16 protein-coding genes are annotated in these 18,882 nt (G+C 44.7%); 3 read left to right on the top strand and 13 right to left on the bottom strand.

Annotated elements, in window-relative coordinates:
• The first annotated feature begins 75 nt into the window (after positions 1–75).
• A complete protein-coding gene (gene gap, locus ACWPAB_RS00735) occupies positions 76–1,101 on the top strand; it encodes a type I glyceraldehyde-3-phosphate dehydrogenase (protein ID WP_016382068.1) in 1,026 nt (341 codons plus the stop codon).
• Positions 1,102–1,392: 291 nt separating this feature from the next.
• Positions 1,393–2,265: a hypothetical protein gene (locus tag ACWPAB_RS00730; protein ID WP_050569252.1), complete on the top strand. Its 873-nt coding sequence runs from the start codon at positions 1,393–1,395 to the stop codon at positions 2,263–2,265.
• Between the two features lie 204 nt (positions 2,266–2,469).
• On the opposite strand, the gene ACWPAB_RS00725 is transcribed toward ACWPAB_RS00730, so the two are convergent.
• The 9 genes from ACWPAB_RS00725 to ACWPAB_RS00685 all read right to left on the bottom strand — a co-directional run bounded on the left by ACWPAB_RS00725 (position 2,470) and on the right by ACWPAB_RS00685 (position 13,824).
• Positions 2,470–4,635, bottom strand: a complete 2,166-nt coding sequence (locus ACWPAB_RS00725) for a hypothetical protein (protein ID WP_003584381.1) — start codon at positions 4,633–4,635, stop codon at positions 2,470–2,472.
• Entirely contained in the window at positions 4,604–8,158 is a 3,555-nt protein-coding gene (locus ACWPAB_RS00720; protein ID WP_076665421.1) for a hypothetical protein, read from the bottom strand. The genes ACWPAB_RS00725 and ACWPAB_RS00720 overlap by 32 nt, the downstream gene beginning before the upstream one ends.
• Before the next feature lie 389 nt (positions 8,159–8,547).
• Positions 8,548–8,868, bottom strand: coding sequence for a DUF6176 family protein (locus ACWPAB_RS00715; protein WP_016363591.1), 321 nt, complete (start codon positions 8,866–8,868; stop codon positions 8,548–8,550).
• Positions 8,869–8,964: 96 nt separating this feature from the next.
• On the bottom strand, positions 8,965–10,407 hold the full coding sequence (locus ACWPAB_RS00710) for a S41 family peptidase (protein WP_045136217.1): 1,443 nt from the start codon (positions 10,405–10,407) through the stop codon (positions 8,965–8,967).
• Positions 10,376–10,618: a YozE family protein gene (locus ACWPAB_RS00705; RefSeq protein WP_003565389.1), complete on the bottom strand. Its 243-nt coding sequence runs from the start codon at positions 10,616–10,618 to the stop codon at positions 10,376–10,378. Before ACWPAB_RS00705 ends, ACWPAB_RS00710 begins: the two co-directional genes overlap by 32 nt.
• On the bottom strand, positions 10,618–11,139 hold the full coding sequence (gene msrA, locus ACWPAB_RS00700; protein WP_003570301.1) for a peptide-methionine (S)-S-oxide reductase MsrA: 522 nt from the start codon (positions 11,137–11,139) through the stop codon (positions 10,618–10,620). Before msrA ends, ACWPAB_RS00705 begins: the two co-directional genes overlap by 1 nt.
• A gap of 25 nt (positions 11,140–11,164) precedes the next feature.
• A complete protein-coding gene (locus ACWPAB_RS00695; protein ID WP_003570299.1) occupies positions 11,165–11,794 on the bottom strand; it encodes a YpmS family protein in 630 nt (209 codons plus the stop codon).
• A 5-nt stretch (positions 11,795–11,799) separates the two neighbouring features.
• Complete coding sequence (locus tag ACWPAB_RS00690) at positions 11,800–12,645, bottom strand: SGNH/GDSL hydrolase family protein (RefSeq protein WP_003570297.1); 846 nt, start codon at positions 12,643–12,645, stop codon at positions 11,800–11,802.
• 336 nt (positions 12,646–12,981) lie between these two features.
• The gene (locus tag ACWPAB_RS00685) at positions 12,982–13,824 is read right to left on the bottom strand and encodes a DegV family protein (RefSeq protein WP_003565381.1); all 843 of its coding nucleotides are present in this window, start codon (positions 13,822–13,824) and stop codon (positions 12,982–12,984) included.
• A 203-nt stretch (positions 13,825–14,027) separates the two neighbouring features.
• Between ACWPAB_RS00685 and trhA the strand changes: the two genes are divergently transcribed.
• Positions 14,028–14,669: a PAQR family membrane homeostasis protein TrhA gene (gene trhA / locus ACWPAB_RS00680; RefSeq protein WP_003570295.1), complete on the top strand. Its 642-nt coding sequence runs from the start codon at positions 14,028–14,030 to the stop codon at positions 14,667–14,669.
• 153 nt (positions 14,670–14,822) lie between these two features.
• Here the strand turns inward: trhA and ACWPAB_RS00675 are convergent, their stop codons facing one another.
• From ACWPAB_RS00675 to ACWPAB_RS00660, 4 genes are all read right to left on the bottom strand, one after another.
• A complete protein-coding gene (locus ACWPAB_RS00675) occupies positions 14,823–15,314 on the bottom strand; it encodes a dihydrofolate reductase (protein ID WP_003570293.1) in 492 nt (163 codons plus the stop codon).
• 127 nt (positions 15,315–15,441) lie between these two features.
• The gene (locus ACWPAB_RS00670; RefSeq protein WP_016380421.1) at positions 15,442–16,392 is read right to left on the bottom strand and encodes a thymidylate synthase; all 951 of its coding nucleotides are present in this window, start codon (positions 16,390–16,392) and stop codon (positions 15,442–15,444) included.
• A gap of 28 nt (positions 16,393–16,420) precedes the next feature.
• Positions 16,421–18,289, bottom strand: coding sequence for an ABC-F family ATP-binding cassette domain-containing protein (locus ACWPAB_RS00665; protein WP_455692699.1), 1,869 nt, complete (start codon positions 18,287–18,289; stop codon positions 16,421–16,423).
• 119 nt (positions 18,290–18,408) lie between these two features.
• Complete coding sequence (locus tag ACWPAB_RS00660) at positions 18,409–18,864, bottom strand: hypothetical protein (protein ID WP_003565371.1); 456 nt, start codon at positions 18,862–18,864, stop codon at positions 18,409–18,411.
• Positions 18,865–18,882 lie beyond the last annotated feature (18 nt).

Raw genomic sequence — 18,882 nt, 5'->3', positions numbered from 1 at the left:
TCAGATGACACAACAAGAAAAAGCGTGAGTTGTCCCGGTTTCTAGGACAATCAACACGCTTAAGGAGGAAGCATTATGACTGTAAAAATAGGAATTAATGGTTTTGGCCGAATCGGTCGCTTGGCTTTTCGGCGGATACTTGAAGTTGGTCCAACCGCGAACATTGAGGTCGTTGCGATCAATGATCTGACCTCGCCAACCATGCTAGCCCATTTATTGAAGTATGATTCAAGCCACGGCACTTTGAATGCTGAGATATCCGCAACCGAAAATGCCATTCGCGTTGATGGCAAATCTTATCATGTTTACGCCGAACCCAATGCTGAAAAATTATCATGGGTGGCAAATGACGGCGTTGATTACGTTCTAGAATGTACCGGCTTCTACGCTTCAAAAGACAAAGCCCAGGCGCATCTGAACGCAGGGGTTAAGCGGGTCCTCATTTCAGCGCCTGCAGGTAAAGACGTGAAGACAATCGTCTATCGAGTTAACGATAATACACTCACTAACAGTGACACAATCGTTTCAGCAGGTTCTTGTACCACGAATTGTTTAGCCCCAATGGCAGATGCACTCGACAAAGAATTCGGTGTCGAAGTTGGCACCATGACAACCGTTCACGCGTATACTTCAACGCAGATGCTACTTGATAGACCTGTTCGCGGCGGTAATTTGCGTGCCGCCCGGTCTGCCGCTGTTAACACAATCCCCCATTCTTCTGGTGCTGCCAAGGCAATTGGGCTCGTGCTACCCAAACTAAACGGCAAACTGCAAGGTCATGCCCAACGCGTCCCTGTTACTGATGGTTCTTTGACCGAATTGGTGACCATTCTGCATACCAAAGACCTCACCGTCGATACCGTCAATGAGCATATCAAGCCATACACGATCAACAACGAAAGCTTTGGCTGGACAGATGCCCCAATTGTTTCAAGCGATATTGTAAATACCACTTTTGGCTCAGTCTTTGATCCAAGTCAAACCGAAGTCGTTACGGCAGGCGACACACAATTGGTTAAAACCGTTGCCTGGTACGATAATGAGTATGGGTTTACCTGTCAGATGGTTCGAACGTTGATTAAGTTTGCACGGTTGGTTTAGCTAGGTCTCGTTTTGTTGAAATTGGAAAAAGCATATTTTGAGGAAGCCAGCAAATTGGCTTCCTTTTTCGCGCTTAAGTCATGTGTCTCGCCAAGCGCTCGGCAGTATGCGCTCGTCTTTGCTTACCGTTCAGATAATAGAGTCTCCCATTAGCAAACAAACGAATAATGCCAGCTACAAATAACCTTGTATCGCAAACGATCTTACCTTATGATACCTATAAGTAAAGCCATTTTCTAATTCGTTCAAATCATATATCAAAATTCGAAACAGTAATTAAAAAAAGACATTATGCAGATGGCACAAAAACCGCTTAAAAACACCCAAATAATCATTCAAAACTTCGTGAACTCACCTATTCCGGAGAAACTTCTGCCTTTCGTTGATCCTGATACAATCGAAGCTACTTTGGAAAAGTTCGGTACGGCGATGTATATGCAAACCGGCCACAGTCCCTCTGGATGGACTGACATCAATCGGATACTAACTGTCATGGAAGATCAGCTAACGCCTTTTTTCAAAGATCCAGTGGCTTACGCGACACACGCCGCCACTATTCAAATCTTTTTAACTTTCAATGTGCAACCGCACCTAAAAGATCCCGGGGCTTTTATCACCGGCGTTCAAAAGCTTGGTCAACAACATGGTGCTACGATGACTGCTGAAAATTTCGATATTGATCAGTTGAACGTCATCGCAGGTTTCGATCAACCAGCCGACCTGCCCGAAGTGAAGTACGCTGCTGAACGGGGACTCAAAATCAGCCGCAGAGACGACTACTTTATGACCATGAAACGACCCGAAGGACTACCACATGCGACTCAGGTCGGTAAATACGAATGGAAAGCCGTGACGGCTGAGCGTATCACAAAAGAAGGATTCTGGTTTGCTTTAGATTTAGTCGAACTCAAGAAAGATTTAACCACATCTCACGTCTATGGCATGCCGACGCCCATCTTTATTGCATTGGTGACTACTTTCTACGCGAGCATGTACGCCCACGCCATCGAGACGCCAAAACGTTGGGCGGCACCGGCACTTGAAGTTCTGTCCCAAAAAGCACGCCGCGACCTGCCTAAATCGGCTTTTAAACGTTATTGGCGGGCGATTGATCTTGTGGTGGATGGGTTGGCACGTTGTCATAGAAACAGGTGGATGAAGTGAGAATTGTGCTCAAAAACAGGAAACATTAGCATTCGTAGTCTAGGTTGAAGTAACAATGGGTTTATCGCAACGGTAAAACTCTATCAACAAAGTAAGCAAGATTAATTTTTAAAAACCGCAACTCAAAATAAGGAACGTCAGAGTTTGACAGCATTGTCAATGGTTTCTGGCGTTCCTTATATTTATATGATCATTCCCGAATGATCATGATCGATCACTTGGCAATCTTTTCCACCGATACTCCGGATGCTCCCGCTGTTCTGCTAACCAATATTCTCGCAGGTACTTTACCGGAAACGGCACAACCGTATACTGTCCATTGCGTACGAATTCAACGCTCATCATAGCAGCCAACTCCGGAAAAACTTCATCAACGACCTTATCACCGTATGACAATGGCAATAAACGACGCAATGTCACAGCTCGTGCAATATCCGGCTTTAGGGATTGATTGGCACCCACGAAGTACTGGGCAATAGAGTAACCGTTCCACTCTTCAATTCTCGTTAAACCGATCCATTTCAACCCTAGAAGCGGCGAATCCGGAAGGTTGCGTTGCAATGTACTTTTCAATGTGAAGGAAGCTTTTGCTTCCAAGAATTGATTGACTTGCCTCATCCCCGGTTGCCGTGGATTCAGCCCTGCATCACGCGCCGCTTGATCCAGATCCTTTAAATTAAAAGTGCTAGGACTTTCTGCGACCACCGATTGTAATTGCTTGAACGCCGTCATAAATGCTTCATCATCAGCATCTATTGGTCGCACCCTTTCCAGCTCCTGACCTGCGTTTTTTCGAGAAAGAATTTTATTAGGATTGCATAGCTCTAATTGTTTCTTTATCTGTTCACCATCCGGCATCGTTGTGCGGGCAAATTGCTGAATCATAATCTGTTTGGTGCCAAACTGAACGACACAATCAACCCGATCCCAGATATATTTCTGTTTTTTTGAGCCCAGCACTTTAAAGACTTTGTCACAAATCCTTGTGTACTCGTCATCCGTTTTAAGATGATCCGCCTTCAGGACTACCTGTTTTTTAGAAAACACCAAACCCATTGTCATAGTAAATGCTAATTTTGTAACCATGACCTCAGGCGCTGGCAATTCGCGTATGTATTCAAAGCGATAGAAAGTAAACGGCTGAATTTTTCTAGCCAAAGCAGCGTCGACCATTGTTAATTGCCTATTCGCTAGATCCTGTTTGATACATAACTCTTGCGCTAGCTTAATCAAGGCTGGATCAGTGGCAGCGTCTCGACTTTTTTTGCCATCATGGGGTTCCCAACTAACTCCTTCATCTCCCTTTTGATAGGCGCCAAATTTTTCAACCGTGACATGTTGAATGATGCGGTCTACTGTTCCAACTTCATAATGATCATACTTCGCGTGATCGCGTGTATCTCGAATTACTTGAATATTAAGTCCCGATTGAGAACTTCGCGAGCAATGGATATTTACCTTGACCTGTTGCACGATTTGACTTTGTTTTAGTGCAGCAGTCATTCGATTGGCCAATTCCGCAGCCAATGAATCATTCGCCTGCGGATAAATATTGATCGAACAGCCTGCTATTTGTTTCCAAATCGCGTCGGTCCTCTCAAGCTTTAGCTGACACGACTGCTCAACTTGACTTTGATGAAATTTGACTGATTTACGAAGATAGCGAGTAGTATTTTGATTAAGATTATCAAGAAGCGCTCTTGCAATCCCGACTTTGCTTCTCTCAAACGATTTCAGGTTTTTAATAGATAAAAATTTAACTTGGTTTTTCCTTGAGGTGTGGTTGCCCTGATAGAAGTATGGTCCATCGGAAGGTTGGTAACAACGTTCTAAGAATCCTCGAGCGAGATCCAACTTGTATAGCGGCCTCTTCCAGTCCCATTCTGCTGTTTCGGTATATGTCTGAACATTTAATTCAAGATCCTGGTCCCAATTCACTTTTACATTCAACGCGTGACATTGTCGTCTTAAGTCTTGGCGTTGATACTGCCATTCTTTTCGTGATACGAGTAATTCTGGCGTTTTATTAACCTCAGAAATGGCTGGTTGTCCGAATGCTTGTTGATTGAGGAGTAACTGTAATATGTGATTCGGATAAATAGAATCTGTTTCCATTTCTGCCAACATAATCTCGCGCATCTCAAGCCCCTCAACCTGTTGTAATAAAGGTAGTTGACGAAACATCAGAACGTACATATTGCGACGAGGCGTCATGACCGCCTCAGGCAACCAAGAAGCTATCAACTTGTTGTAATTCGAAAAGGCGCCTTCTTTTACAGTCACTTGTAAAAATCGATAATCTGACTGTAGTGCCATTAAATTGAGTTTATAGTCGAGCCTAGTCGTCTGAATTGTCATTTGGTCTTGCATGCAAAAACCTCCCTATTTGTATTTTTTGTTCTGGGGTCAACACAAGCTTTCCTTGCTCATCAATGAGTCCAGAGATTTCAAGGATTTTCCCGTCAATCGTAATGGTCGGTTTACCTTTGTTAATCGCAACTACATTGGCGATGATGACTCGCCATTCTCGACCAGTGTTAACTTGCAAGTGCCTGAGTTTCTGTGCAACATGCTGCCGTTCCTTCTCAGTATCTTTGTTCGGTTGACCCTGCCAATTTTTAAAATCAATAGCCACCTCGCCTTGACACTGAAAATCAAATAATTCGTTATTGGCTAAATCGTCAAAATCCTGAAGTTTTTGTCGCCACTCTTTTTCAAAGATAAATTGACCCGCCACTTCACCTATTTGACCGCGATACAGATTCCTGTATTGCACCGGGTTCAAAATAAGTTCATTCGGCAACCATTCTGTCGGAATCTCCAAATCTTCAAAATGTGTCTTTAAGCCGGGATAACGGCACATTATGGTCAATCCCGATGCCTCGGCGGAAATTTCCATTCCGATTTTACTAAAGTCAAAACAGCCGCTATCGCGTGTATCGGGTTTGACTTCATATTTTGTTTCGTGTTTTTCTGAAGGTAAATATTGAAATCCAGACTCATCGTTACGCCGTTTGAAGACCGCATTCCCTATTCGTTCTTCCTCAGAAGCAGTTGGATGTTTTGCCACAAATAGACGAAGATCACGATAGTACTCCGCATCTTGTTCATTAGTTTGTAAATGGGATTTTAAAAATAAAAGATCACGATGGGTATACAAAGTGGCATTCTGTTTGAAGGCTTCCGATCTCGTCTTTTCGAATGTCGGCGCTTTTTCATCTGCATAGTCCAGCAAACGCCGATATTCGAAGCTTGTCTCTTCCAGATCGATCCCGTTCCCTGTGATACTGCCCAGTACATTGGCACTTGCCAAGATACGGACGCATGGCATCTTGTTGAAAGCCCGGTTCATTCGTCCCAGCGCCTGAATGATCGTCCGCGAATAACTGACATAAAGACTACGTGCATTTTTAGGATAGGCCTGCCATCTTCCTCGCTCCAAGTTAGTAAAAAATGTGTTTAAGGTCGTCACATTGATCTCGTAAGTGTCAAAAAGATATTCTCGTTCGATAATGGCGCGGAGTCCGGACGCATCCATCCTAAACTGACGAGTGTTGGTAAGAATATGCGTCACATCGCCAAGATAGATGCCCGCCAAATCAACACTTTCATGTCGTAGGTCATATGAATTGGCTCCTTTTGGGGCGATATTCACGGCATGTTCCCGTTCGAATTCATTCATGACATGTTGAAGATTTTGACCTACTCCAACCGTTTGATACGCACTGAGAATATAGACACGCTTATCTTCATGACTTGGGATGGCTAAAGCTTCTGCGAGATCGGACTGAACGTTCTCGCCATTTCGTGGCGAAATAATTTTCAATTTGGTATCGGCAGCTTCTGTAAATTGTTGAGTTAAAAGTTCTTTAAGCCGATCAAAAGTCACTGAAAGGTATTCTTGATCCATGCCACCTTGTTCTTTCCCCGGCAAAAGCGACTGCAAGCCTAAAAAAGATGTCAGCATGGGATCGGTCAAGAAAACAACGAAACTGTCGAACAAAGCAATGTAGCGTTGTTTAAAGTAGTCTTTGCCGCTTCCTCCCTCTTGCTCGTTGTTCTTGACAGCATTGGCCTTCTTTTCTAATGCTGCATCTAGTTGTCGAATTATAGTGGATTCAATCACCAACCCATTTTGTTTCAAACGATTTTCAAAGATTGAGGCGAATGAAGTCCCAATATTGGCCATCTCTGCGTTAACTTGAATGTTTCCTTTTGCATATCGCCCTTCAAAATCCAGTTCTTCTTGAGTTTCTGCACTCAAAAATTCGATCCCGTTTATCATGCGAGGACCTAACATCTCTCTCAGATAAGTCAGGTCGTAATTATCTAGCACTGTTGGCAAAGTAGCAGTTGCTGATAAGCCAAGAATGTTGGCTTTATTTAGTAAATTCAACAGGTACCTTTCCGGAGTTACTTTAAAAAAAGAAGCGTCAATGTCAGTCCGGAATTCATGCTGATAATCGTTCATCATTTGAAAAAGGCTTAGACCTTGTTGTTGAAAGCGATGGGTGCTATGCGCATGATAATTAGATTTAATGCCTTGAGCAGACGAGTAATCATGGCCCAGCGAGAGTAAAACCTTAATCTGTTCACCTGACAGTCCGAGTGCGTTATAGATACTATGGCAAGCATCATCAATTGTCATAGCATCATCAAAATTTGACTGTTCAAAATTTTTTAAGCCTTGATAATCGCGAGCTCGATCACGAAAAAAGCGCGTTGTTCGCCGCAAAAATGTGTAAACCCTGGGCAACATTCTCTGAAAGTGCAAGTCGTCTCGCGCCTGTTGCCCCAAGACAACCTGTTTCAAATGATGATCTAAGTATGCGTGCCAGGGCTTACCTGCGCTGATCAATTGTCTTTGGGGCGTATGGATCACAAAGCCGGAATCAAGCGAAACTGCCTCTGTCTTATACAAATGCCTCAAGGCAAACTTGGAGCGCAGCTGTTTACCCTCCTCTTTTAAAACATTAAACTGTTTTCTTGCTGTGAAGCAATCTCTCAACTGGCTTGGTAAAACATCTTCATCCATTTTTTTGAATCCTTGGTGCAAAGCTTCGAATAGCATAATCAGGTCTGCCTGGATTTTTAAAGCATCATCGATCGCTTTATCCAAGACTTGTTGTTTGGTGCTATCAAATTCGTCCATGACGATGAGCGCATTGTGAATGATTGGGGCAAACTGAAAAGACTTAGCGTGTTCCTGGAAGAAAGGCGTATAACTTCTGGTAAATTTTGCCGTTGTTAAAATGATGATTTGTCGACGATAAAGGTCAATCGTTGGATATGTTTCATTCAACCATTTAGTTTCCGAATTCACTTGTTTCGCAACATAGTCACAAGCTTTCTTCTGACCTTCGTCGTCAAGGGGCACAGTCAATTCGACCGAATCTGCCAGTTGGACCGTGATTGCTTGTCGGAATTCGAACTCGGCTTTTCTCAGCGCCTCCCACGAGGTCTGGGAATCAGCGGCTTGATGTTTATAGGCTTGAAATAAACCAAGATGCATCTTTAGGTTCTTAAATACCTTCCTAACAGATTCTGATGATCGATATTTGGCCGGCATTTGTTGGTTATCCCAGTCCCCAATGATTTTATTGACGGTATCTTCCAAAGAACGTAAAATAGCCACTCGTTGATTAAAAGTACCACAGCTTGATCTCGCGTGTTTGTTCCAGGCTGCTTTAAAAGTATGCTCATTGAAATTCTTTTTTTGGTCAGTGACAAAGAAAGCCCGAAAATTCTCATGGTCAGCTGCATATTGACACAATGCTTGTGCAATCGTGTAACTCTTTCCAGTACCAGTAGGCGCATTTAAAAGCATGAGTGCATGCTCAGGCGATCGTGATTCTAGATCAGTGATCATCCTCCAAAAATCGGAAATTTGCATGTTTCAAACTCCATCTCTTCTTTATTTTTTCATAACAGCATTTGCAGCGTAAAAAGCGCCTTCATGACTAATCTTTTTGATCCTCACTGTGAAGGACTCAAAAAAACTGTCAGGTCAGAACAGCATGCTCTCTCCGCGATATATACACGATTTTTGTTGAAACACTTTAAAACTAAAGTAACTTATACTTGTGTCCAGGTTGGTATTGTTTAAGCGCTTAAGCAACTTAAATATAATAGTACAAAACTTAATTGTACACTTTTTAGGTCTTCTTTCTTACAATAATCTTATACATTTAATAAGATTATTCGATAAACAATATTATTATAACTAATAGAAAATGTCTTATATATTGTTTAGCCGATCTTTAAATCGATATTATCTCATCATCAAGCATGAAAACTATTCTCCAACCGAAACCTCAACCGAGGCACCTTTTCATCAACGCACTCCCGCCAAAACGTCACATGCGCCTGATCAATCGGATTTAAGCTTTCAGTCACATCCGGACTCGCAGCGGTTTGCTCCGGATACCAGCACAAATAAAAACGTCCACCAACAGATGACGAGAAAATCCGCTCCACTAAGATGTGCTCTGGCCTAAGCGTGACGTCAACCTCCCTCTGATGTGTTCTCAAAAAAGTCATCCACGCATTGGTCCTTACAACTTTATTCGGATACACCGCAAATCCTTCTAATTCAACTGACATCTCTTTCCCTCCGTTTGGTTTCTAGCAATAGGTATCAAAAAACGCGTACACACCTCCTAAAAGGCATATACGCGCATATCATAACCTATTTGATTTTCACTTGGCTACCGCATCCACAGCCGCCTTCATCATCGGATCATCCTTGGTCAACTGTGCACTCAACTTCTGCGCGAGCGTTGCCAACGTATCCTGATCCGCTGTTCCTGTTGCGTCAAGCTTATTTGCTTGCTGGAACGTTTTGACAGCGGCTTGGGTGGCATCGTCGTATTGACTATTGACAGTGACGGAGCCGACTTTAAGTGCCGTGAGCATTTGTTGCAAGGACTTCACATCGCTGCCTTTATCGCCTGGTTTGAGCTGAGTGGCGTTGATCAAGGTGATCTTCGCCGCGGCTGGGTAGTCGACCTTGATATCAGGTGTCAGGCCTTTGTGATTGATCCAAGTGCCGTTTGGCGTTAACCATTTAGCGATGGTCAGCTTGAGTTCTTTGTTGCTGCCCATTTCGCCGACATTTTGGACGGTGCCTTTGCCGAAACTCTTTTCACCGACAAGCGGAATGTTGCTGTTTTGGTGAAGTGCTGCAGCGGTGATTTCACTGGCTGAGGCCGAATTACCATCAATTAAGACCGCCGTTTTTTCAGTGACTTTAAAGCCGTCATCGAGTTTCTTGCCAGCCTTATAGACTTCCTTGGCACCGTTGCGGTCTTCGACTTGCAGAACAGTTTGGCCGTTTTTAGAGAACATGGAGCTGATGGACAAAGCCGCACTCATCATGCCGCCTGGATTTTGCCGTAAGTCGAGGACAAAGGATTTGGCCCCTTCTTTGCGTAATTTCTTAACAGTGGCCTTGAATTGTTTGACGGTTGGTTCGCTAAAAGTCGAGATAGTAATGACGCCGACCTGTTTGTTGGCCGAAGCAAGTTGGCCAGTGACAGTGTCAACCGTGATTTTCTGCCGCTTCATCGAGAAGGTCGCTTGTTTGCTGCCGCGCTTAACGGTGACGGACACTGTGGTACCGATTTTACCGCGAATTTTGGCAACTGCCTTGCTAACGGTTTGTTTGGAGACATCTTTACCGTTGACCTTGAGCAGCACATCGCCGACTTGCATGCCTGCTTTTTTGGCGGGCGTGTCAGGTAAAATGCTGGCGATGGAAAGACTGTCATGATTTTGCTGGATGGTGGCACCGATACCGCCAAATGAAGCCGAAATCGTGTCATCAAGATTGGTTTTATCGTTATTCTGCAAGTAAACGGAATATGGATCATCTAACGTTGCCAGCATACCTTTAATCGCGCCATCGGTTAATTTGGTCGTATTGACGCTTTTATAGTAGTTATTGGTAACCGTCTCATAAGCAGCAATAACGGGTGCTAGTTCCTTGGGGACACTTGTTTTCAAAACACTTTGTTGCGCTTGCTGATAAGAGAGCGCGTAACCGCCTGCGACACCACCGCCAAGTGCGACGATGACAATTATCAAAACGGCCCACCACGGTAATCTACGTTTATTGATACGAATCGCCTCCTGTGCTTTCACTCGCCTCATAGGCGCGATACGTTTCGTCAAAAACGGCCATGCTTGGCAAATAATTGCCGTTTAGTTCCAGATAATCGCTTAGTCGATGGTAATCCTTTTCTTGCTTAGGAAAGCTTTGATCCAAAAAGGCATTTTTCGCAAATTCAGCAATTTCACTATGGTCATTGGGGTTACGCAGGGTCATGAGATATTCGTAAAAAGTCCGATGCATTATTGATCCTTCCATGTTGTGTCGATAAAAGCCTGCCGTTGTGCATGTTCTAATGCATAACGGCGGGGATTCTTAGCATAAAACTGTTGGTGCTCAGGCTCAGCCGGATAAAACGGCTTGGCAGCTTCGATTTGCGTCACAATCGGATCACTGAAGCGCCCACTAGCAGCTAAGGCCGTTTTTGAAGCCTCTGCAGCTTCGCGTTGGGCATCATCCTTCACGAAAATCACCGGTCGATAATTATCGCCGCGATCCTGAAACTGACCCATAGCATCTGTCGGATCGGTTTGCTGCCAATAGATGTCCAACAACTGCGGATAGCTAATAGTGTCGGCATCGAAGGTGATTTCTACGGCTTCAGTATGTCCAGTGGTGTGAGACGAAACCTGTTCATAGGTGGGGTTGGCGACATGGCCGCCAGTGTAGCCGGACACTACATTCAAAATGCCCGGCTGCTCTTCAAAGGGTTCAACCATACACCAAAAACATCCCCCAGCAAAAATAGCTGTTTCTTTTTTCATAAAATATTCAGCTTCTTTCCAATGATCACTGATTATCCGGGAGGTAAACTGCGAACTCTAAGTCATCGTTCGTCGGATCTAGTTTAGTTGCCCGAAGCGTCATGCCATTTTGGAGTTTAAATTGGCTCAATTTTAGCACAACGTTTCCTGCCTTACTATCAAGACTGACCCAGCTAGGGATTTTATAACTATGCCCAATATAGCTCATTACGAAACTAATCGGGACTGGCAATGTACCGACGTTCAATTTCTTTGACTTTAGCAAAACATCGCCATTTTTAAGTACCAACGGATCAAAGGTCAATTGGAACTTGACATTATTGCCAAGAAATTTGAACGAACCATTCAACGCCGCCTCATTATTGCCAAGGGTGACGGCGTATTTAATTGGGCTGTCCTTCAGATAGGTTTTTAAATAATGTGCCATGATTCGGTTGGCACTACTCTTGGTGACTTTAACCGTGAAAACCGGGTCGTTTGAAATCGTCTTAGTCTCTGTGGCTGTGTTCAGTGAAACCGGCGCTAAGACGGTTTTGGTAAACCAAATTCCGCTACCCAAGATAAGGCCAATCAGGATTAAAAATGCCCATTTCCACCAGTTAATCATTGACCAGCTGATCGATTTTTGTTTGCGCTGCCGTTTCTTTTCTGTCACCCTAATCACTCCCAATCTTTCTTTGTGGCTGTTAGTTTCGTCATCAATTGTTTAGTCATTTGCGCATAACCGGCATTATTAGGATGAAAATGATCTTGCGAAAAGATCAGCGGGTTGCCATCTCCAGATGTTGCTTCCTTCAAAGCCTCTTTTGCAGAAGCCTTGTTGGCGACAGTTTCCCCATTTGATAAGACCTTATCGATGTCAATGTAATAGACACGTTGGAAGCCTTGCAAGGTCTTTTGCGTTGCCTGATTCCACGCACTCACGCTATTAGTCATCGCTGTCATTTTTGGAAAATAAACATAAAACGGATTATAGATGCCAAAAACATAAATCGGTGCCGTTGCGTTCTCCTTACGAATAGTTGTGAGTAAGGTCGTTAGATGTTTCTGAAAAGCCGTGCTACCAGCAGTGATCTCTTTTTCAGACAAGCTAAGAAAATGTTGCTGCAACACATGCATCAGATCATTACCGCCTGCCGTCACGGTAATGATATTGGCTTGCTTCAAATCTGTACGAATCTTCGCCTGTTTATTGATGCGACTAAGAATCTGGGTGCTGGTGTTACCACTGACACCATAGTTTTTCGTCGTGACTTGATATTGGCCGGTAGCTTCCAAATCGGCCTGAGTGAGTCCAACAAAACCACCGTTATTCGTGGCATCGCCAACGCCGTATGTCAGCGAATCGCCAACCGCCGTCAGCTTGAGTTGCTTCGGCTGATCAGCCGTCAGTTTGACTTGACTGGGCGCAGCGGCAGGGCCGAATACTTGCCAGCTTAAAAAAGCCGCTATACCGGCTAGCAAAATGACACCGAATGAAATAAGAAAACTTTTTAACTTGGCCATGGTGCCTCCTGTGTTTCTGGTCAAATGACTGGTATTAATAGGCTATTGTACTTGACGTTGTACAAATTAACAAAGGCGCTCCTTCTGAATGATCATTAACAATGACCAAAAACAGTCGACAAGGGCGCCCAGTTTGATTCAAAAATGGTGCCGGCTTTGCTTCTCTCTAAAATCAGGGCACAAGTAGCCGCAGATGCCCGCCTAACCGTTTTAGGCATCACCAGCTGTCGTTGCCTTGATCATGCCTGAAACCGTGCATACGGCGTTCTCAAGCCACAAGTGTTCGTGCTTTAAAAAAGCCGGCGCTTCCGCCGGCCAGTTAAATTTTATTAAAAATTAATCAACGTAGTACGTAATTGCAAACGCACCTGGCCCTGTATGGGTTGCAATGACTGGATCAGTCGGTCGCACCAGAATCGGGACACTCGGTAGCACTTCTGCGATGCGCCGACCAATGTCTTCACCTAATTCCTTAGCGCCGGCCGTTGAAATACCAACACTTTTGATGTTGCTGAGTTTCGCCATTTTAGCAATTGTTTCGGCGATGAAATTATTAATCGTCTTCATCCCCCGACCTTTGCGTAAGGCTTTCAATTCGCCATTTTGCAGTTGCAGAATGACCTTGATGTTCAAAAACGATGAAATTAAGCCTGAAACACGACTAAGCCGGCCACCTTTGACCAAATTGTCTAAATTCGTTACGCCAAGGACCAGTGTCGTGTTGTCCCGCACTTGCTCAAGCTTATCAAGAATCGTTTTCATATCTTTGCCGGCTTCGGCCATTTCAGCAGCGACTAAGACCTGAAAAGCCATCGCTCGGTCCGTGAACTGCGAGTCAATCACCGTCACTTTGCCTTTCGCAATTTGAGCCGCTTGCCGCGAAGAATTCACCGTCCCGCTGATCGTTTCAGTCATATGAATTGCCAAAACTTCGCTGCCGTCTGCTGTCAGTTTGTCGAAAACATCGGCGAACGTGCCGACAGCTGGTTGCGAGGTTTTGGGCAGGTTTTGCGCCGCAGCCATTTCATCCATAAAATCATCCCGCGTGATGGTTTCGCCATCAATATAAACGGTATTATCAATCATAATGGTTAGCGGTACAACCGTAATGTTATGTTGGCTGATCTCTTCTGGAGTCAGTTGAACGGAAGAATCCGTGACGATCTTGATATTTGCCATGTCTGAGCCACGCTTTCTGTTAGGTTCGTTTATCGAACTCATTATAGCAAAGTCCAGAAATATTGTCAGTACATATTATCTAGTTATCATAACTAGATTAGGTTGTATTGTGAAACGTACCATGCTAAAATCGTAAGTGAATTGAAGCGTGCCCGGCAATTCTCGTAAAGAAATCTGTACCGGTTGCACCAAGGAGGTAGAAGATGCGCGTGGCAAAATCAAAGCATTATGAATTTAATAATGAAATGTTTAGTGCGATAACCCATGCATTTGCCTTAGGGCTGGCAGTGGTTGGCACGATTGCGTTGGGTATTAAGGGTGCCAATAGTGGCAGTCAGCTTGAGTTAATCAGCTACTTAGGATTTGGGATTTCCCTCATCATCTTATATACGGCTTCAACGGCGTTCCACGGTTTCTATTTTAGCAAGGCGCGCCATGTCCTACAGGTCCTAGATCACTCCGGCGTTTTCATATTAATCGCTGGCTCCTACCTGCCTTACTGTTTGATCGCGATTGGCGGACCATTAGGGATCGGCTTGCTAATTGCCATCTGGGCGCTTTGCTTTGGCGGCATCCTCTACAAGCTGTTCTTCTTGAATCGCTTCAAGCATCTGGAAACCATGATTTACGTCATTCTCGGCTGGCTTTGCTTAATCGGCATGGTGCCACTGTGGCATCACTTAGGACCGATTGGCTTCTGGTTACTGGTTGCTGGCGGGTTAGCATACACAGGTGGCGCTATGCTGTACCTGCAAAAAGGCATCCCCTACATCCATGTCATCTGGCACCTGTTTGTCATTCTCGGTAGCCTGTGCATGTACATTTCAATTTACCTTTTCGTTTAATGCTAACTATATAAAAAAGATCGGCTCGCTCCGTCAGACGGAGAAGCCGATCTTTTTTGCACATGAGTCAATTTTAGTTAAAAAATCGAACTACAAATGCACATAACTATTTAAGTTCCTTAAAAAAATTCTTTAGCTGCTAAACGCGTCAGATCATCTTTGCTTTTGCCAAACTTCATAAGTATGCGTCAAAGCGGGGTTTTGATCTTCGACAGTTCGGCTTGAGGTTTTAGTAAACGCATCCCAATCTAGTGGAATCATTTTAGTGTCACCTGCAAAACTGCCGGCTAGACGGGTCACGAGCAAGGTATCAACCATGTCTTTAAAGGCGCTAAAGATTTGAGCACCACCGGCGATGACTAATGCCTGATCTGCATGTTCCTTCGCATAATCAAGCACTTCAGCAACCTGATGCAAGACAATCGCGCCTGGTGCCTGGTAATCAGCCTGGTGCGTCAAAACCACGTTCGTACGATCTGGTAATGGCCGTTTTGGAAAACTTTCGTACGTGCGACGCCCAACCACCATCATTTTTCCTTCAGTCTGAGTCCGGAAATAATGCAAATCATCTGGCAAATGCCATGGCAAATGGCCGTCTTTACCGATTACACCATCCCGATCCTGCGCCCACAAAAATGCTACCATTTAAAATCCCCCTCGTTTTTGATACGTCTGATGGTACTGCAATCAGTCAGAACCGTCACTTAAACAGCTTCGATATCGCCAATAATAAGCTTTCTCGCCGACAAGGCAGCCCAAGCACGTGCTTCGCTTAAACGGCAACTGGTGCTTTAATGGCCGGATAAGGATCATAATTCAACAATTTAATATCTTGCATATCAAAATCAAAAATATCGTGTTTATCCGGATTCAAGACCAAGGTTGGCGCCTGCCGTGGCGTCCGCATTAATTGTTCTTTGATTTGGTCCAAATGATTGACATACAAATGAGCATCGCCAAATGTATGAATGAAGTCCCCAACTTGCAACCCGCATTCATGGGCAACAAGATGGGTCAGCAAGGCATATGAGGCAATATTAAACGGCACGCCAAGGAAAATGTCCGCAGAACGCTGATACAGTTGCAAGGAAAGTTTGCCATCATTGACATAAAACTGGAAGAGGGTGTGACAAGGCGGTAACGCCATGGTTGGTACATCTTCTGGATTCCAAGCGGATACGATCAAGCGTCGCGAGTATGGATGCGTCTTAATCTGCTCAATCACATCCCCTAGCTGGTCAATGGTGTCACCGCGACTGGTATGCCACGCCCGCCATTGCGAGCCATAAACCAATCCTAAATCACCGTATTTAGCTGCAAATGACTCGTCAGTGAGAATACGTTCGTCAAACTTGGCCATCTGTTCACGATAACTGGCGGCAAATTCAGGATCTTTTTGGCTGCGATGACCAAAATCGGTCATATCCGGACCATGATAATCGGGGCTGGTAACCCACTTCTCAAAGGCCCATTCATCCCAGATGTGATTTTTGTGCTGCAATAGGAAACGAATGTTGGTGTCGCCACGCAAGAACCAAAGTAACTCGCTTTTAATGAGACCAAAGGGCACCTTTTTGGTTGTTAGTAAAGGAAACCCTTTGCTAAGGTCAAACCGCATTTGGTGACCAAAAATACTGTACGTGCCTGTATGCGTGCGATCAGGCTTGAAATGGCCTTCATCTAATACTTTTTGGGCAAGATCGAGATATGGCTGCTCTAACATTGTCTTCTTCCCTCCAGTGGGCGTGTGTTCAAACATACTGATCCAGTTCGGCAAATCGGTCGAATTTTTTATCAACTGTTTGGTTGATCTTGTCAATTTGGGCTTGTAAATCACCTAGTTTGACATAATCTTCACCGTTGACTTCGGCCATAGCTGCCTTGACTTTGGCGAGTTTATCGTCCAACTCGTCAAGCTCATTTTGGAGTTTATCATACTCTATCTGCTCAGCATATGTCAGTTTTGTTTTCTTCTTTGGCGCGGCTTTTTTCGGTACAGCGTCAGCGGCTGATGTTTTTGGTTTGGCTGCCGGCTGCTTGGTTTGTTGCTGAGCCAGATAATCAGAGAACTCGCCTACCGCTCGGTCAATCTGCGCGTTGCCATTGAAGATCAGCAATTGATCAGCCACTTTGTCCAAAAAGTAACGGTCATGTGACACGGTGATGACGGTGCCTGGAAATTGATCCAGATAATCTTCGAGTACGGTCAAGGTGGCAATATCTAGATCATTGGTTGGCTCGTCCAAAAGCAAAACATTAGGTTGACGCATGAGCACCTGTAGCAAATAAAGCCGGCGTTTTTCGCCGCCTGACAAGCGACCAATCAGCGTACCATGCATACTGCGCGGAAAAAGAAATTGTTCCAGCATTTGGGTCACTGACACGCGTTGACCATCTGCTTGCACGACTTCTTCGCCAACCTCCTGCAAATAGGTGATGATGCGTTTGTTCGGATCCAAATTGGCACTCATCTGGGTGTAGTAGCCCAAATGAACGGTCTCGCCTAATTCAATAGAACCGCTGTCCAATTTTTGTTTGCCAGCAATAATATTCAGCAATGTTGACTTGCCAGCGCCGTTTTTGCCGGTAATCCCAATGCGAGTGCCTGGTTGAACCAGCCAATTAAAGTCTTTTAGAATCGGCTGATCGTCAAACTGCAAACTGGCATGATGCATTTCGATGACTTTTTTGCCTAAGCGGGCGCTGGCAATCTGAATGGGATCCAACTGCTGGTTTGCTTCCGGTGCCGCATCTTTGGCAGCTTGCAAGGTCTCGAAACGATTAATCCGCGCTTGTTGTTTCGTTGAACGTGCCTGGGCACCAGCATGCATCCAAGCTAGTTCCTGCTTGTAAAGCTGGGCCTGCTTGTGATTAGCCGACTTTTCAGCCTCCAATTGCTCAGCCTTTTTGGCGACATAAGCCTGATAGTTGCCTTGATACTGGAATAAACGGCCGCGATCCAATTCAAAAATCCGGTTCGTCACACGATCAAGAAAATAACGATCATGCGTTACCACGACCAAAGCGCCGCGATAATTGCTGAGATACTTCTCAAGCCACGTGATTGAATCAAAATCCAAGTGGTTCGTCGGCTCGTCCAACAGCAATAAGTCCGGCGATTCGATCAGCACTTGGGCCAGACCGACACGCTTTTGCTGACCACCGGAAAGACCGCCAACACGCATGCTCAAATCATCAATGTGCAGCTGCGTCAAAATTGTTTTGATATCGGTTTCTGCAGACCAGGCATCTTCTTGCGTCATGCGGGCATCTGCTTTTGTATAAGCGGCAGTTTTTTCCGGATTCATAGGATCCTTGGTATATTCGGCTAGTGCTTGTTCATATTGGCGAATCGCTTGAAAAACCGGTGAGTCACCATGATAAATGGCATCCATAATCGCCAAGTCAGGATCAAGATCGGGAATCTGAGCCAGATAGCTGATGCGATATTGCTTGGGTGTTTTAATTTCACCAGCATCAACTGAATCAAGTCCGGCTAATGCGCGAATAAGCGTGGTTTTCCCAGCGCCATTCACCCCAATTAAGCCAATTCGCTCGCCTTCGTTAATTAAAAAATCAATCTGATTGAATAATTGTTTGTCACCATATGCCTTACTCAGGCCTTGCGCTGTTAGCGTCTACATGTTGTCCCTCATTTCACTCGTATCGTTGTCCATCTTAGCAAGAAGCAGCGCACAAGAAAAGGCCGACATCAATGCCGACCCGTACGTGATCACGATTAGATCCGCGGATATTCATCATCCACGGTATGTTTTTCATCGATCACAATATAAAGATGACCGTTTGCTGCAAGCTTGCTACTCTGGTACTCGTTATCAAGCCCGCTTGGATCCTTTTGCTTGAATGGGAAGTAGATTTGAACGCGCTTTTTGTCTTCCGCGTTAAAGACCAAGTCCATCTTTTCAATATCTTGATACTTAGTAGCGCGACCAAACATCCCCATCTCCAGCGAACCGGTGTTGATATCGCTTGACTTGACGTGGTCAGCTTCAGGCAAAATTTCAACCTTAAAGCTCTTGCAAGGATGAATCTCTTGAATCTGACCGCCGTGAATGCGTCCGTAACTCGTGGTTACTCGACTGATCCAGACGTCCGCCAGTTCATCATGCTCAACAGTCCATTCGTCACCGTTACGAAAATGAAAAATCAATTGCTCAAAAACATGTTCTGCCATTGGAAATCCCCCTTCACT

It is taken from the genome of Lacticaseibacillus sp. 30 (genome assembly GCF_053819265.1).
This window is presented reverse-complemented; position numbering and strand designations above follow the sequence as displayed.

Coding starts and splice junctions, on each gene's coding strand:
- gap (WP_016382068.1), top strand. CDS start 76: ATGACTGTAAAAATAGGAATTAATGGTTTTGGCCGAATCGGTCGCTTG.
- ACWPAB_RS00730 (WP_050569252.1), top strand. CDS start 1,393: ATGCAGATGGCACAAAAACCGCTTAAAAACACCCAAATAATCATTCAA.
- ACWPAB_RS00725 (WP_003584381.1), bottom strand. CDS start 4,635: ATGCAAGACCAAATGACAATTCAGACGACTAGGCTCGACTATAAACTC.
- ACWPAB_RS00720 (WP_076665421.1), bottom strand. CDS start 8,158: ATGCAAATTTCCGATTTTTGGAGGATGATCACTGATCTAGAATCACGA.
- ACWPAB_RS00715 (WP_016363591.1), bottom strand. CDS start 8,868: ATGTCAGTTGAATTAGAAGGATTTGCGGTGTATCCGAATAAAGTTGTA.
- ACWPAB_RS00705 (WP_003565389.1), bottom strand. CDS start 10,618: ATGCATCGGACTTTTTACGAATATCTCATGACCCTGCGTAACCCCAAT.
- msrA (WP_003570301.1), bottom strand. CDS start 11,139: ATGAAAAAAGAAACAGCTATTTTTGCTGGGGGATGTTTTTGGTGTATG.
- ACWPAB_RS00690 (WP_003570297.1), bottom strand. CDS start 12,645: ATGGCCAAGTTAAAAAGTTTTCTTATTTCATTCGGTGTCATTTTGCTA.
- ACWPAB_RS00685 (WP_003565381.1), bottom strand. CDS start 13,824: ATGGCAAATATCAAGATCGTCACGGATTCTTCCGTTCAACTGACTCCA.
- trhA (WP_003570295.1), top strand. CDS start 14,028: ATGCGCGTGGCAAAATCAAAGCATTATGAATTTAATAATGAAATGTTT.
- ACWPAB_RS00675 (WP_003570293.1), bottom strand. CDS start 15,314: ATGGTAGCATTTTTGTGGGCGCAGGATCGGGATGGTGTAATCGGTAAA.
- ACWPAB_RS00670 (WP_016380421.1), bottom strand. CDS start 16,392: ATGTTAGAGCAGCCATATCTCGATCTTGCCCAAAAAGTATTAGATGAA.
- ACWPAB_RS00660 (WP_003565371.1), bottom strand. CDS start 18,864: ATGGCAGAACATGTTTTTGAGCAATTGATTTTTCATTTTCGTAACGGT.